The sequence below is a fragment of the Thermocrinis minervae genome, from assembly GCF_900142435.1.
Taxonomy (GTDB): domain Bacteria; phylum Aquificota; class Aquificia; order Aquificales; family Aquificaceae; genus Thermocrinis_A; species Thermocrinis_A minervae.
The window spans coordinates 507,606-522,054 of the sequence record NZ_LT670846.1 but is presented as its reverse complement, the minus strand read 5'-3'; the positions used below and the strand labels follow the sequence as shown (position 1 = coordinate 522,054).

Below are 14,449 nucleotides of genomic sequence, written 5' to 3'. Positions count from 1 at the left end.
CGCCCGCTGGGGAGGACCAGCCTTGAAAAGGCGGGATACAAATACCCCAGCCTGGCTGTGTTGAAACACAGTCAGAGAGGTTTTAAGAGGGTATGAACATAGAATTTGTGGGAAAGTCAGTTGAGTGGACAGAAGCTATGAAAAGCTTCGTAGAAGGTAAGCTCCAAAAGTTCTCAAGGTTACTGAAAGAGGCCGACGAAGACCAAGTAGAGGTGGTTGTAACGCTCTCTACTTCAAGGGCAAAGCAGAAAGATTTCGCTGGGGAAAGCAGGCCTACCATATACAGGGTAGACATAGACATGTACCTAAAGACGTGGGGTGGGGGTGCACTCCATGCTTGGGAAGAAGACACAGACGTTTTTTCAGCCCTTGATAAGGTCCTGGATGAGTTGGAAAGGCAGATAATAAAGCTCAAGCAAAGGAGACACGAAGCCAAAAGACGGGGTGCCAAGATAAAGGAAGAGATGCATATGGCAGAGGTTTTACCCTCTGAGGAAAGAGAAAGACCGCTAGTAGTAGAAGAGGAGCTCATCGTAGAAAAGCCTATGAGTGTGGAAGATGCTATCCTTGAACTCAATACTACAGGGGCTTACTTTATGCCCTTTGTGGACTCTAAGACTGGGACGCTGAAGATAATCTACAGGAAAAGGGGTGGGAACTTCGGCGTGATAAATACCAAGTGTAAAAGTCTCTAACGACACGGGGGCAGGCCATTTAAAAGTATCTGCCTGGCCTTCCTTTCTTCATCCTTTGCTTTCTCTTCGTTGAACCGTTGTAGTATACAGCTTGCATCTTTTTTTGCATTTAGCTTTATCAGAATCTTAGCAGCCTCCAATACAGCAGAGTTGTAGACTTCAGATTCTGGAAAGTTTACTACTACATCAACAAAATCTTCGAGAGCACGCTTCAGGTCCTTCTGTCTTTCGTAGTCTAAACCAGAAAGGTAAAGAGCCTGGGTTACAGTAGCCTTATTTGGGCTACTTTTCAGGTATTCAAGGTAGGTCCTGTCTTGTGTTGCCTTGTACAGCTCAAAGAGGGTGTTTTCAAAGCCCTCACTTCTGTATTTGGAATCCATGAGATGTTTAGCAAGCTGTTTGGCTTTGTCCAACTTACCCAACGATATGTACATGTCTATGGCCTTTACTTTATCTTCTGGTGGACCCTCTGAAAGTAGATCGGCCATCCCTTCCTTGTCTCCCACTTGAGCGAAGATGTTGATAAGTTCCTTCCTAGCTTTTTCTCTTTCTTCTCCTTTCGCTTCCTTGTAGACTTTGTACAGGAAGACAGCTTTTTTAGTCCTGTCCTCTTCAAGGTCTGCCAGCTTAAGTAGTGCCTTGTATACCAAAGGTGTTTTTATGAGATCTTGAAGTATGGCTTTTGCTTTTGTAACTTCACCATTGCTTATGTAAGCTTGGGCAAGTTGGTATTTTAGTTCATCCTTTATAGGACTATTCGGGTTTTGCTTAAGGTAGTTCTCTATAAGCTTTACCATCTGCTGTCCCTTTATAATACCCTCACCACCCAACTCTACGATGGACAGTGTGGCATTCTGCGCCTCTTGGGAGTCTGGGAACTCTTTTAGAACCCTTTGGTAATACTCCAGAGCCTTCTCTTTATTACCAAGGTTGTAAAAGGCATCTGCAGATTTGAGAAGAGCTTTAGACTTTAGTCTATCCTCTACTTTCTCAAAATGTTCTACAGCTTTTTCATAGTCTCCCATAAGAAAGTACGAAAGCCCAAGAAGGTAAGACTGCTCATCTGCATCATCCTTGAGCATCTTCACAACTTCCTGAGGTTCAGAGAGCATAAGATAAGCTTTTGCCTTTAAGATCAGAGCATGCTTACCAAAACTCGTTGAAAGCGTCTCGATCACCCTTCTGTAATCCCTAGCGTTGTAAAAGCATACAGCTTTGTAGTATGGGTCGTCAAGGTACTGAGCAGCCTCAAACCACTTCCTCTCTCTGAAGAGCTTCCAACCCGTGTATTCTTTGGCAAGCTCTGGATAAATTCCAGACACTTCTGATATCGGCCCTTCTAAATCCTTATCGGACCAGTAGGCACTTTCCAGAAGCCACACATAGTCCTCACGATCTTTATCTTTCTTCTTTACCAAAAGCTCGTACGCTTTTTCATAGTTGCCCATACGTATAAGAGAGTAGACAGCATACTTTACATTCCCAGCATCCAAGAAGTTTACAAGTGCCACCGGATAATCTCCAGAGTTGTAGGCTTCTACACCTGCCTTCTCTAAGAAAAGCTTATCTCCTGTAAAAGTGTAGGCTACACGGGACAGGAGTGGGTTCTGAGAGTACACCTGAGAGTAGTAAAGCTTGGCAAGCTGAGGGTCTATGCTGTCAAGTATGCTTCCGTAGTATACTACCTTATCCTGTTTTCCTCTTTTAGCCTCTATCAAACCCATATAAAAGATGGCTACCCTTCTGTAAGGAGCCGAAGGCTTTGCGTACTCTTTAAAGATCTCCTCAGCTTGGTCATAGAGCCCTGCGTTGTAGAAAACTATAGCTCTCCTTAGGTTAGTACTGTGGAAGTACTCTGGGTCTGTTTGACCTTGGTAAAAGTTCTGAACGTAGATGCAGTATCTGCTAAAAATCACTCCCTCACAGTTTGGGCTTTTCACAGAACCCTTCTGTATGCTGTAGACCGCACCCCAAAGAGGGTCATCGTTTTCTGGTACACCCTGACCTAGAGTAAAGCTAAGGGCGTAGTAAGATTCACATGAAGCCTTCTGATAGATGCTGGAGTACTTACAAGAAGATGCAAATAGGTCCTTTGCTCTTTCAAGGTTTCCCTCCTTGTAGTATATAAGGCCAAGCACATACTCAGCCATAGGTTTAAAGGCTGAAGGCATTGATACTACCTTTGAAAGCTCCTCCTTAGCAGGCGAGTACTTACCCTGTAGGTAGTAATCAACTCCTAGCCTATAGGCTAGAGCATCCTTAGGCTCACCACAGCTTACACCGCTTTCCTTCTTTACAGGTAGGACCTTAGCTTCTTCAAAGGTCTTAGGAGGTTCCAGTAACATGTAGCTTAGGTCAACGGGTTGCGGCTTTGGCAACGACAGCTTTTCCGGTGGTTCTAGTCTTGGTTTTTCTACGCTGACCTTTCCTACAAGCTCTACTTCAACGTCAAACTCCTTTTTAACCTGAGCAAAGGCCACTAGCACTAAAAGCACAAAACTAAAGACCTTTATGCGCTTCCACATAGAACTCTCCTAGGTGACATGTCATGTTGAGCTTCATTATAACGTTTCTCCTTTCTTCCATATGCACCACCGAGTAACTAGCATTATCGCAACCAAAGCTCCAGAATACGGAAAGAGGAACACCCAGGAGGATACAGTACATGACCCTTATAGGTACTGTATGAGAAACTACAACGATACTTTGATCCCAATGTTTTCTTTTTACGTCCTCTAAAAAGCTTTCTACTCTCTGTCTTACATCCTCTAGACTTTCTCCTTCAGGAAACTTCACTTTATGAGGTTCTTCAAGCCAGAGCTTAAAGTCCTCTCCGAATCTTTCTTTTACTTCTTCCTGTAGTAACCCTGACCACAGCCCGTGGTCTATCTCTATAATCCTTTTGTCTTCTATAACCTCAATGTTATGGTTTTTAGCTATGGCTTTTGCAGTCTTTAGGGTCCTCCTGAGAGGTGATGAGTAGATAGCATCTATATTTATGTGGGAGAACTCTTTTCCGAGGAGTTCTGCCTGTTTTTCACCCCTAGGAGAAAGATCAGGATCTAAAAGGCCTTGGTATCTACATATGGGATTCCACTCGCTTTCTGCGTGTCTAACTATGTATAGCCTTACCATAGACCACCTTCAAGGAGCCTCTGTGAAAAGGCTTTAACTCCCGAACCGAGCTCTACCGGAAAACCTAGCTTTTTGAGCACCACTTCAAGCACGCCTATGAGCATAAGGGCATCCTTTGGGTCCACTCCCATGTGTGATATACGGAATATCTTACCCTTCAACTCCTCCTGTCCTCCAGCTACCCTTATACCCAGCTTTAAAAGTTCCTTCCTTATCTTCTCCGATTGATCTGATGATATGGCTGACACGGATATGGCTGGGTTTTCAGCGAAAGGTTCAAGACCCATGACCCTCACAGCTTGAAGTGTTCCCTCAGATATAAGCCTATGCCTTTTCTCTACCTTCGGCATAGTTTCTTCCAGAAGCATGGAAAGGGATTCTTTTAGGGCAAGTATAAGGCTTATGGCGGGAGTCCAGGCTGTCTGACCTTCTACCTGTTTTTTTAGCTCCTTGCTTACGCTAAAGTAGAAAGCTCTGTCTGTTAAGTTCTGTCTTGCCCTTTCGGAGAACCAGATGACAGAAAGACCTGGTGGGAGCAACAGAGCTTTCTGAGAGCCTCCCACTATGACGTCTATGTTATCCTCTTCTGGCTTAATGTGGTACACACCTAAGGCAGTTATGGCATCAGCTACACACAAGGTGTCAAACTCTCTACACACTTTACCTATGTCTTTATATGGGTGGAAAGCTCCTGTAGAGGTTTCGGAGATCTGAAAGAGTACACCTTTACAAGGTTTTTCTCTAAGCATTTCCCTTATCCTATCTGGATCTGCAGACTTACCCAAAGGTAGCTTGTACTCTATCACCTCGAGCCCCCAGTGTCTAGCAAGGAGCATCCACCTTTCTCCAAACTTACCACCGTTTACCACCAGAACCCTGTCACCTTCTTTGAAGAAGTTGAGAATGGCAGCTTCCATAGCACCAGTACCCGAGCTGGCGAAGAAGACGAAGTTCTCCGAAGGGCTTTCTAACAGCCTCTTGAAGAGTTCTCTTACCTCAAGGAAGGCATTTTTGAACTCTTCGGTACGGTGGTGTATTATCTGTCTTCCTAGGACTCCTCTTACCCTTTCCGGCAGTTCTACAGGACCAGGAGTGAAAAGTCTTTCCATGCTAAACTATTTTACCCTATGATTGGTCTTCTTTTGGCCTTCATATCCTCCTTTTTCTGGGCTACCAACGACTACTTTACAAAAAGGCTCATAAACAAAGGTTATGACGAAAACCTCATACTATGGATAAGGTTCCCCATAGCTACTCTGATCCTAACCCCCTTGGGTATCTACTTCTGGGACTTTAACCTAAAGCTGTTGACCTACACCTTACTGTGGCTTCCTTCTGAAGTGATAGCAAGTGTGCTCTTCGTAAAAGCCATAAAGTACGCTCCACTTTCGGTTGCCATGTCCTTTTATTCCTTCATGCCTTTCTTTTCAGCTTTTTTCTCCTTTCTACTGCTAGAAGAAAGAATAAGTCTTCTTGGCTTTTGGGGTATCTGCCTTTTAGTCCTTGGATCTTTGTTACTTACCAACTTTTCTCCTAAGGAATTTGTCCTGAACAGAGGGATACTTTACATGCTCCTGTCTACTCTCCTCTTCGGCTTTAACGTGGTCATAGGAAAGCTTTCCATCCTAGAAACTAATGCCTACTTTTTTTCCTGGTACTACACGCTGCTCATGAGCGCAGCCACCTTTCTGTTTGTTCCAAAGGGAAGCCTAAAAAATCCCAGGATAGAACCAAGTTTTTTACCCTTGGGAGTCTTTTTTGCTCTCGGAGATATTCTGTACAACTACTCTTTGGAGCTTATACCCACATCATACGTAGCATCCGTTGAGAGGGTATCGCTTCTTATGGTACTCATATATTCGAAGTTTCTCTTAAAGGAAGAGGCAAAGAACATGATAAAAGGCGCGCTTCTTATGTTCCTGGGATCTGTTCTTATAGCACTAGATTTAGGCTTCTAGCTTCTTATAAAAGTACAGGGGGCAGAGCCCCCAAGGTCTTAGAACTTCCAGTTTAGACCAACAGATATGGCGTTCTGAGCGTTGCTTCCTTCAACGCTAAAGCCCGGAACGTTACCTGTAGCGCTGACGGTCTTTTTGAAGGCGTGCTTGTAAGCAAGGTCCACGCTGAAGTTGGGGGTAAACTCGTAGCCAACACCAAGGGTTATGTGGTGCTCTGTAACAGCAGGGAAGCCTACAAGGTTAAAGTAGGCAATCTGAAAGTCAGAGAAAGGTGCTGCAAGGTTTGGTATGTTGTTAGCATTTGCAACGTTCTTGACTCCACCCCTTATGGGAGACTTTGCATAGTTGTAACCTGCCCTAAGGGCCAGCTTGGGTATGGGCTTGTACTCTCCACCTACAGCGAACACCCACTGATCCTTCCACTGGAATTCCTTGTATCCCTTAGCATCTGACCAGTTTATCCACCTTATGTCAAGGCCTACTTTGAAGTTATCCAGAGGTCTTACACCCACACCAAAGGCAACCTCTTGAGGTTGTGTGAGCTTAAGGTCTTCGAACATTCTATCATTATTAGAGTCAAACACCCTTTTGTAGGTCATGCTCACAGGACTCTGATAGGTCAGACCGGCGTAGACGAAGTTGCCCATATTGTAAGCCACACCTACCTGAAAGCCTATACCGTAGGTCTGACTCTGACCACCACCAGCGTTCCAGCAGTTACCAGTAATAGGATCGCATAACCTAGCTCCCATGTCAAGAGAGCCGTAGGCCAGGTGCAGGGCACCGGATATGGACAGGGCATCGTTTACCTTGTAGGCAAGGGCCGGAATGACTCTCATGAACTGGAGGCTTGTATGCATGTTAGAGAGCATAGGGTCTTTGTTCCTGTAGTCCACACCCATACCAGAAACGCCGAAGGCTCCTATTCCAAAGAAGAGCTTGTCGTTTATCTGGTGGACTATGCCCACCTCTGGGACTACAAAGGTCTTGGCTTGGCTGGTTTCTTTTCGACTACTAGTACCAAAAAGCGTAGCTTTAGCCTTTACCTCAGGCATAAAGAGGATTCCACCGAAGCTTAGGTTGAAGCCTTTGTAGTTGGTCATCCAGGCTGGGTTTCTGAATATGGTGTCAGATGGTCCTATGGGCATGCCTACACCTATTCCACCCATACCCCTTGAAGCTGGAGATACGCCTATGAGGTTGTCTCCGTTGGTAGCAAAGGAAAGCCCCACGCTTGCAAGAAGCACTCCAACGAGAAATCCTCTTTTCATCAGAGTTACCTCCCTTTAAATTTTTACAGGAATTAATTTTTAAACCATTCTTTTGTACTTCTGTTTAAAATGTTCTTATATACATATAATGTAAGCTTATACCTTGCGCGTCAGCTTTAGAATAATATAAAGAAGAGATATGGAAAAACCTACTAATGATAGAAAGAATATGTAAGGTCTTAATTTCTCAGATAAGCTTTCGTGTCCTACAGCATAATACAACGAGTCTTTTATATCCTGTACTTTGAACGTAACTCCGTACAAATACTTTTTTATCCTCATATCTGGAGATACAAACACTATGAAGTTTGGATGTACGAAGTCTTTGGTCTCTGGTATGCTCATAAATCTAAAATCTATGGCATCTACGAGCTCAAAAAGATCTTGGCGCGTCTTGCCTGTTGCAACTATCCACTCCTTTGGAAGACCTTCCCTTTCTTTGAACTTCCTGAGATCTTTAACTGTGTCTGTGTAGTCAAAGCTAAAGGAGATTACGTTGAAATCTTTACCTACTGTACCTACAGAGGGAAGTACCTCTTTTAAAGATTTGGTGATTATGGGACACGCAGAGGAGCAGTTGGTGTAGATGGGGCTTATGATAAGCGGTTTTCCTTTCAGTGAGTATAGTTCAAAGACTTTTCCTTCCGAGTCGATTAGGCTTACGTTTGGTAGCGGTTTACCTAAGGTCTTTGATTCATCGGGTGGAATACCCGTTCCTGAATTTTGAGAAAAAGAGAAAGTTATAAAAAAGAAAAGGGGCAGGAGCCCCAGTAGAAACTTCACTCTTGAGAAACCTTCTTATTTTGCTCTGCGCTACCCTGTGGCTTAGTTACAGGCATAGGATTCTTGTCGTTGTATCCTGGAGAGTCAAAGAATACACCCCTCTTGGTCACATCGTATAGAGGTGGTATGTAGGATATGAGGAACAACAAAGAGCTGAATACAGCCCAAGGTAGGATCTTGTTGAGAGCTGGTACCTTTTCATCATGATAGGCTTCAGCCGAAGGAAGCTCCAAAGTTTCTTCCCTTACCTTTGGTGATAGAAGCGTTCCGAAGAAGGATATGGCGAAGAAGACAAAGCCCAATACTATGAGAATTCCCGCAAATACAGACAGCTCTGCATAGCCTACCCATTCAGGCCTGTAGAGAGGAGAATCGGGGTTTAGGTAGGATATGCCCGTGTTGGTCCTTCTTGGGAAACCATGTAAACCGGCTACAGACATAGCGTACTCAAAGATGAGCATGCCTTGCCACCATAGCCAGGGGGCCAAAACGGCAAGCCCCTTAAACCTTATCTCCTTACCTGTGAGCTTAGAAACAAGGTACAGGGACATACCCAAGAAGGATAGCGTGACCAGACCACCTACGGTGGTGTGGAAGTGACCTGGTACAAAGGAGGTGTTATGAACCACAAGGTTCATGTTGTATGAGGCGTTGATTATACCAGTTATACCACCTACAAAGAAGAGGAATAGTCCTGCCATAAAGTAGGACACAAGCCACTTGTCTCCCTCTAAGCTTATGTAAGGTATCTTTGTCCACCAGTAGAATAGACTGTCCTTTAGCTCTGGATACTTGGACTTTATGGAATACTCAAGGGATGCCGCAACCGTAAAGGCTGTTAGCATGCTGGGGATAGCTACGCCAAAGGTAAAGAAGGCATGTATAAGCTTGTAGTTGTTTGTCACACCTGGCTCTGTAAACTGGTGATGGAGTCCTACTGGGAAGGAGAATATGAGGAACAGTATGAAGGCAAGCCTTGCCGCGGAGTCTGAATAGAGCTTTCCATCACCTGTAACTATCTTAGGAAGGACCGTGTAGAGCATCACGTAAGCAGGCAGTAGCCAGAAGTAAACCACTGGGTGTCCAAAGGCCCAGAAGAGAGTTCTTGCAAGGGAAGGGTTTATCTCACTCACGAGTCCCAAAGACAGCGGTAGTAGTTGGAAGAGTACCTCTATAACCACAGGTACTAGCATTATCACCCACATTATGTGGTTTACAAGCACACCAAAGACAGCAAGTGGCACCTTCTTGTCGGGGTTTTCCCTCTTCCAAGCGAGATAGTTAGGTATCCAATCAAGGAGAGGTACTATCGAACCTACAAGGAACAATGCTGCACCCAGGTAGAAGGTCCAATGGGCGAGGAGTGGTGGGTAGAAGGTGTAGAGCACGTTTGCCCTTCCTGTGAACATAGCCCATGCGGCCATAAGGGTACCAACAAACATGAGGATAAAGCTAGTCCATTGGACTGCAGGTCTCAGAGGCTTCTTAAGATGGTACCAGAAGACTGCATTACCAAAGGCCACTATAAACAGTGTTGTGAAAACTATGGCGTTTATGACGCCGTGGAGGGTAAGACCTTGGTAGTACTCAATGCTTGCGAAGGACATGTCCTTTATAACGCCTGCCCTGTAGAGAACTTGCATAAGTCCGTGATAGACACCAAACACCAAAAGGGCTATACCCAAAACTATCTCATATATGATGACTTGTTTGACACTGCTATCCGGCTTCATGGCCTCACCTCCTTATTTGACTATTATCTTTGTGCTCATATCTTGGTGACCTATACCACAGTACTCATGGCAGACTATGTGGTAAACGCCTGGCTTGTCAAACTTAACCCTCGCGTACGACACGGTACCTGGAATGGCCATAAGGTTTACGTTTGTGTTGGGTTGAATCTGAAAGCCGTGGATTACGTCTTTGCTGGTGAGGTATATATCCACCGTAGACCCAGCCGGTATCTCTACATCTGCCGGATCAAAGCCCCACATGTAAGCAAGGTAGTGGATCTCATACCTGTTGTCCGAAAGCTTTATAACCTTACCTTCTGTAAAGGGCTTTACATCTGTTATACAGGTGGGCACGTCAATGTTCATACCCTTGGCTGCGTAAACCAAAAGCCCAAAGAAGGTAAGCAAGAAAACAACAGCAGTAAAAAGGGCCCCCTTTTCCGCCTTATCCATGGTATCACCCCCTTGAAACCATAATGGAGTAAACTGACAGCCACACAATGGCGTAAAAGAGGAGCATTAACACAAAGAAGGCCACTGCCCCTTTCGGGAAGAAGTCACCCTCTCGCATGGCACACCTCCTATAAATTTTGTTTAACCTTTTATAAGCCAAGCTTATTTATAAGGATAATCTAATCATTCTTGTTTGTCAAGGGAAATTTAAAAGATTATTTAAAGAATATTCAAAGATTTTTAAATCATAAAATCATGTATGAGAAATAATCTTCACAAAGGAGATGCAGCGTAGCTGTAAGGCATGCACTATCTGTTGGTATAAATATCTTCAACTGGGTAACTACGCTTTTGACTGAACAGTATACCCAACGCTATGGTATCTAAAGTTTTTAGAGATGGCCAGCTTTTTGAGCACTCTCATCTTACTCTTTAAAGGCGTGGCCCTTAGGTACGTCTTTTTTTTCAAAAAAGGTTACAAATATCCTGTATATAGAGCGTTTGTAAAGGAATAGAGCAACTATGCCGTTACAAGAGAGGACAAAGACTTACTCTTTCTCGATTCAGAAGAACATCTCAAAAGGTTCCTAGAGAATTTTCAGGATTATAAAACCCTGAGGAAGTCAAGTTTTAGAAAAATCCAGGATGTGCACCTAAAATTCGTCAGTACACCGATTAGCATTGAAGAGTTTTTTTAAAATATCTTAGATGGGTAAAAGGCTAATAGTACTATCCAGTGAATATATAAGTCTATCTTTTCTTCTAGAAGGCTTTGAGCTTTATAAACTTGAAGTTGATAAAAGGAAAAAACAAAGGCTTGTGGGAAGCCTATTCAAAGGAAAGGTAAAAAGGATAGTGAAGGGAATGGGTGGTGTTTTCGTAGATATTGGTATAGGAAAAGAAGCATACCTCCCCATAAAAAAAGAAGAGTATCCTAGGGTAGGAGAAAGTGTCATAGTTCAGGTGGTAAGAGAACCCACAGAGGAGAAAGGAGCAAAGGTAACAAACAAACCTGTGTTAGTGGGTAAGGCCCTAGTTTATATGCCCTTATGTGAAGGAATAAAGTGTTCATCTAAGTTAGATCAAGCGGAAAAGTCTAAACTTATAGAAATGTTAAATCCACTAGTTCATGATAAAGAGGGATTCATAGTTAGGACTTCAGCCCAATTCTGCGAGTACGAGGACATAAAAAAGGATTTAGAATCACTAAGATCCACGTGGAATTATGTATTGAACAGATCTAAGATTATGAAAAAGCCAGGTTTAATACTGGAAGAATTTCCAAAGTACATTACCATCATAAGAGATTATTGGTATCAAATAGAAGAGATAATAGTAGATAACCCGGTAGTATGGAACGAAATAGTAAGCTTTTTGGAAAGTTTTCATCCTGAACTTCTAAAAAAGGTAGTTTACACCAAAGATTCACACATCATTATAAACAGATACGATCTTAATCATGCTCTTAGGAAGATCTTTAACCGGAGGGTTTGGCTCAAAAGTGGAGGGTTTATCGTCATAGACAAAACAGAAGCCCTGACGGTGATAGACGTAAACAGCGGTGATCCATCTGGCAACACATGCGATGAGAATGCTCTCAAAACAAATCTGGAAGCTGCCCATGAAATAGCAAAGCAGATAGTCTTGAGAAACATAGCCGGTATAATCATAGTAGACTTTATAGACATGCAAAAGCAAGAGCATAAAGAAGAGGTTATAAAAGCCTTACAAACAGCCCTTAAGGAAGAGTCATGCCACGTGCAGATATACGGTTTTACCAAGCTAGGTATGCTTGAAATGGTAAGGAAGAAAACAGACGAGAACATTTGCTGGATCCTTTCAGAAGAGTGTCCTGTTTGTAAAGGTAGGGGTAGAGTGAAAAGCGACGAGCTTCTAACCTTCGAGATAGAGAAGGACGTAGCCAAGATAACAAAACCTGCAGAGCTTTACGTAAGGCCAGAATACGTGCCTACTGTAGAAAATCTTTTGAAAAAGCTTGGTTTAGAGAGTAAAATAGAAGTAATCGGTTCTGAAGAGATGGAGTACGGGAGTTATGAGATACATTACAAAGCATAGGTGGTTTTTTATATTCCTTCTGCTGATGGTGGTTTCCTGCGCAAAGATGACTGAGGAAAAAAGGGCTAAGTTAGCCCAGGAACTCTATTCAGAAGGTATGTCTGCATACACCAACAGAAGTTATAGTAAAGCTACCCAAAAGCTAAAGGAAGCCCTCAAGTACATAGACCAACTAACACCCCAGCAGATAAAGGATCTAAAGTATGCACTCGCCGAGAGCTACTACCTTGATAAGGATTACATCAACGCCGTCGTCTACCTAGAAGACTATATTTTCCAATATCCTGATTCACCAGAAACGGAAAAGGCTTACTACATGCTAATAGACAGTTACGCAAAGGTAGCACCAGACGCATACAGGGATCAAACCTATACCCAGAAAGCTTTAGAAAAGGCAAGAGATTTCCTGAGTAAGTATCCCAATAGTCCATATGCAGATAGGGTAGCAGATATAATAGAAAGTATAAAGGGGAGAGAAGCAAAACATCAATATCTGATAGCACGTTTTTATGAAGACTACGGTTACTACTATTCAGCGGCAAGGAGGTACAGAGACCTCCTAATAAACTACCCCAATGAATTCTCAGAAGCAGAATTACTCTACAGGTACATAAAATCTCTTCTTCTGGTGAGAAAGCAGGCCCAAAAGATGGAAGAAAAATATAGAGGTTGGATAAACCAAGCTCAAAAACACCTAAAAGAAGCAAGAACAGAAGAAGAAAAGAAAGCCATTCAGAATAGAATAGATTTTCTGTCTAAGGAGATAGAAAGGTGGCGCAACATAGCTCAAGAAAGCTATCAAGAAGGTCTGGCACAAGCTCAAAAGTATAAAGAGGTTTTTGGAGAGAATAATTACTACAAAGATCTCCAAAGGTATATTAAAAAGGGTTGATGGATAAGCTTAGGATTATAAAAGAACTATTGGAGAATAAAAAGGCGGAGGATGTAGTGATTATGGATGTTTCAAGTCTTACTAACATAGCTGATTACTTTGTCATAGCTTCCGCTAACTCACCTACACATGCAAGGGCTTTAGCAGATTATCTCCGTGAAGAGCTTCAGAAAAGAGATGTATACGTGGATCATGTGGAAGGATATGAAAGCGGTGAGTGGATCTTGTTGGACCTTATAGATGTTTTGGTGCATATATTTTTACCAGATGTTAGAAAATACTACGATTTAGAATGGCTTTACGCTACAGCTCCGAGGGTAAGCCTATGAAGGTGTTAAAAACCATAGTCCTATTTGTAGTTATCTTCCTCTTCTCAATATTTGTAATGCAAAACACACAATTGGTAAACGTCAACATATTCGGAACTACTTATCAACTCCCTCTGTTCTTGCTCATACTTATCCTGCTATTTGGAGGCATAGGCTTAACAAGCTTAGTTCTTATGACAAAGCACAGCTTTTTAACAGGATCTTACAAAACAGTCCTTAAAAGTCTAGCAGAATTCTACAGAGGGTACACCTACAGATCCGGAGAGATTGCAAGGAAAGCTCTAAGGAAATACGATGAGGCTAAAGCTCTTTACGTACAGGCACTTGAAAGCTCCGAAGGTTTGCAAGAAAACATCTCATCAGAGAGTGGGCTCTCCGAAGCACTAGTAGGAAAGTATGCACTCATAAAAAGGGATACTCAAAAAGCAAAAGAGTATTCCCTCATAGCCCTCCAAAAGGACCCTAAAAATCTTACAGCCCTAAAAACTCTAAGGGATGCACATTATCTAGAAGGATTACATCAAGAAGCTCTAAACTACCAAGAGTCTGTATTAAAACTTTCTGAGAGATGGGAGAAAGATATTAACAAAAGGATACTGTCCGAGCTCTTAATCTTAACTTTTATAAACTCAAAGGACGAAAAACAACTCGAAAGAGCAAGAGATACATATGGATCTTTCTTTGTGTTAGCTGAGTATATATACTACCTGCTGCAGAAAGGTAAACAAAAGGATGTTCGTAAGGAGCTTGAAGGTGCTTTTGAAAAGGGTCTACAGAACGAGCTACTTTTAATCCTTTCCGAAAAAGGTGAAGAGATAAGGGAAATATTACCAATGGTGGAAGAAAGACAAGATAGTATAAACAAAGATGTACTAGCACTTTTTTATATGAGGCTTAACCTCGTAAGTAAGCTTGAAGATCTACAGACTTCTGTCAGTGAAAACATTGAGCTGCTTATATCATCTTACAAGCTAGGTGGTACCGTTGGAAAGCTTTTAAGGGATAAGCTAAAGGCCTTGAACAAAATGTGGGTATGTACAATATGTGGAAAGGAATATAATTTCTATGTACCCATGTGCGATGGATGTTTTACATGGGGAAAAGTAAATTCAAGGAGGGGATAG

13 protein-coding genes are annotated in these 14,449 nt (G+C 42.7%); 6 read left to right on the top strand and 7 right to left on the bottom strand.

All coding sequences use genetic code 11. From position 1 onward, the window contains the following. The first annotated feature begins 92 nt into the window (after nucleotides 1-92). Nucleotides 93-695 (top strand): ribosome hibernation-promoting factor, HPF/YfiA family, encoded by a 603-nt coding sequence (gene hpf, locus B5444_RS02880; protein ID WP_079653744.1) that lies wholly within the window; start codon nucleotides 93-95, stop codon nucleotides 693-695. On the opposite strand, the gene B5444_RS02875 is transcribed toward hpf, so the two are convergent. The 3 genes from B5444_RS02875 to B5444_RS02865 are packed head-to-tail and all read right to left on the bottom strand — an operon-like array spanning nucleotide 692 to nucleotide 4,939. Next, nucleotides 692-3,220: a tetratricopeptide repeat protein gene (locus B5444_RS02875; RefSeq protein ID WP_079653743.1), complete on the bottom strand. Its 2,529-nt coding sequence runs from the start codon at nucleotides 3,218-3,220 to the stop codon at nucleotides 692-694. The genes hpf and B5444_RS02875 overlap by 4 nt on opposite strands. Next, nucleotides 3,195-3,830 carry a phosphoserine phosphatase PspA gene (gene pspA, locus B5444_RS02870; protein ID WP_079653742.1) on the bottom strand — a complete coding sequence of 212 codons (636 nt, stop codon included), beginning with the start codon at nucleotides 3,828-3,830 and terminating at the stop codon, nucleotides 3,195-3,197. Before pspA ends, B5444_RS02875 begins: the two co-directional genes overlap by 26 nt. Continuing rightward, nucleotides 3,824-4,939, bottom strand: coding sequence for a pyridoxal-phosphate-dependent aminotransferase family protein (locus B5444_RS02865; protein WP_079653741.1), 1,116 nt, complete (start codon nucleotides 4,937-4,939; stop codon nucleotides 3,824-3,826). Before B5444_RS02865 ends, pspA begins: the two co-directional genes overlap by 7 nt. 18 nt (nucleotides 4,940-4,957) lie before the next feature. Between B5444_RS02865 and B5444_RS02860 the strand changes: the two genes are divergently transcribed. Further along, on the top strand, nucleotides 4,958-5,788 hold the full coding sequence (locus B5444_RS02860; RefSeq protein WP_079653740.1) for a DMT family transporter: 831 nt from the start codon (nucleotides 4,958-4,960) through the stop codon (nucleotides 5,786-5,788). Nucleotides 5,789-5,826: 38 nt separating this feature from the next. On the opposite strand, the gene B5444_RS02855 is transcribed toward B5444_RS02860, so the two are convergent. The 4 genes from B5444_RS02855 to B5444_RS02840 all read right to left on the bottom strand — a co-directional run bounded on the left by B5444_RS02855 (nucleotide 5,827) and on the right by B5444_RS02840 (nucleotide 10,028). Continuing rightward, entirely contained in the window at nucleotides 5,827-7,059 is a 1,233-nt protein-coding gene (locus tag B5444_RS02855; RefSeq protein WP_079653739.1) for an OmpP1/FadL family transporter, read from the bottom strand. 96 nt (nucleotides 7,060-7,155) lie between these two features. Continuing rightward, nucleotides 7,156-7,842, bottom strand: coding sequence for an SCO family protein (locus tag B5444_RS02850; protein WP_079653738.1), 687 nt, complete (start codon nucleotides 7,840-7,842; stop codon nucleotides 7,156-7,158). Beyond that, nucleotides 7,839-9,575 carry a cbb3-type cytochrome c oxidase subunit I gene (locus B5444_RS02845; RefSeq protein ID WP_079653737.1) on the bottom strand — a complete coding sequence of 579 codons (1,737 nt, stop codon included), beginning with the start codon at nucleotides 9,573-9,575 and terminating at the stop codon, nucleotides 7,839-7,841. Before B5444_RS02845 ends, B5444_RS02850 begins: the two co-directional genes overlap by 4 nt. Before the next feature lie 12 nt (nucleotides 9,576-9,587). After that, nucleotides 9,588-10,028, bottom strand: coding sequence for a cytochrome c oxidase subunit II (locus tag B5444_RS02840; protein WP_079653736.1), 441 nt, complete (start codon nucleotides 10,026-10,028; stop codon nucleotides 9,588-9,590). Nucleotides 10,029-10,736: 708 nt separating this feature from the next. Between B5444_RS02840 and B5444_RS02835 the strand changes: the two genes are divergently transcribed. Genes B5444_RS02835 through B5444_RS02820 form a run of 4 tightly spaced genes read left to right on the top strand, consistent with a single transcriptional unit; the run spans nucleotide 10,737 to nucleotide 14,449 of the window. Further along, nucleotides 10,737-12,104 (top strand): Rne/Rng family ribonuclease, encoded by a 1,368-nt coding sequence (locus tag B5444_RS02835; RefSeq protein WP_079653735.1) that lies wholly within the window; start codon nucleotides 10,737-10,739, stop codon nucleotides 12,102-12,104. Next, nucleotides 12,082-12,996 carry an outer membrane protein assembly factor BamD gene (locus B5444_RS02830; RefSeq protein ID WP_079653734.1) on the top strand — a complete coding sequence of 305 codons (915 nt, stop codon included), beginning with the start codon at nucleotides 12,082-12,084 and terminating at the stop codon, nucleotides 12,994-12,996. Before B5444_RS02835 ends, B5444_RS02830 begins: the two co-directional genes overlap by 23 nt. Further along, entirely contained in the window at nucleotides 12,996-13,325 is a 330-nt protein-coding gene (gene rsfS, locus B5444_RS02825; RefSeq protein WP_079653733.1) for a ribosome silencing factor, read from the top strand. Before B5444_RS02830 ends, rsfS begins: the two co-directional genes overlap by 1 nt. Then, on the top strand, nucleotides 13,322-14,449 hold the full coding sequence (locus B5444_RS02820; protein ID WP_172838421.1) for a tetratricopeptide repeat protein: 1,128 nt from the start codon (nucleotides 13,322-13,324) through the stop codon (nucleotides 14,447-14,449). Before rsfS ends, B5444_RS02820 begins: the two co-directional genes overlap by 4 nt.

What these genes read in the sequence shown, in the direction of transcription:
- hpf (WP_079653744.1), top strand. Translation starts at nt 93, where the DNA reads ATGAACATAGAATTTGTGGGAAAGTCAGTTGAGTGGACAGAAGCTATG.
- B5444_RS02875 (WP_079653743.1), bottom strand. Translation starts at nt 3,220, where the DNA reads ATGTGGAAGCGCATAAAGGTCTTTAGTTTTGTGCTTTTAGTGCTAGTG.
- pspA (WP_079653742.1), bottom strand. Translation starts at nt 3,830, where the DNA reads ATGGTAAGGCTATACATAGTTAGACACGCAGAAAGCGAGTGGAATCCC.
- B5444_RS02865 (WP_079653741.1), bottom strand. Translation starts at nt 4,939, where the DNA reads ATGGAAAGACTTTTCACTCCTGGTCCTGTAGAACTGCCGGAAAGGGTA.
- B5444_RS02860 (WP_079653740.1), top strand. Translation starts at nt 4,958, where the DNA reads ATGATTGGTCTTCTTTTGGCCTTCATATCCTCCTTTTTCTGGGCTACC.
- B5444_RS02855 (WP_079653739.1), bottom strand. Translation starts at nt 7,059, where the DNA reads ATGAAAAGAGGATTTCTCGTTGGAGTGCTTCTTGCAAGCGTGGGGCTT.
- B5444_RS02845 (WP_079653737.1), bottom strand. Translation starts at nt 9,575, where the DNA reads ATGAAGCCGGATAGCAGTGTCAAACAAGTCATCATATATGAGATAGTT.
- B5444_RS02840 (WP_079653736.1), bottom strand. Translation starts at nt 10,028, where the DNA reads ATGGATAAGGCGGAAAAGGGGGCCCTTTTTACTGCTGTTGTTTTCTTG.
- B5444_RS02835 (WP_079653735.1), top strand. Translation starts at nt 10,737, where the DNA reads ATGGGTAAAAGGCTAATAGTACTATCCAGTGAATATATAAGTCTATCT.
- B5444_RS02830 (WP_079653734.1), top strand. Translation starts at nt 12,082, where the DNA reads ATGAGATACATTACAAAGCATAGGTGGTTTTTTATATTCCTTCTGCTG.
- rsfS (WP_079653733.1), top strand. Translation starts at nt 12,996, where the DNA reads ATGGATAAGCTTAGGATTATAAAAGAACTATTGGAGAATAAAAAGGCG.
- B5444_RS02820 (WP_172838421.1), top strand. Translation starts at nt 13,322, where the DNA reads ATGAAGGTGTTAAAAACCATAGTCCTATTTGTAGTTATCTTCCTCTTC.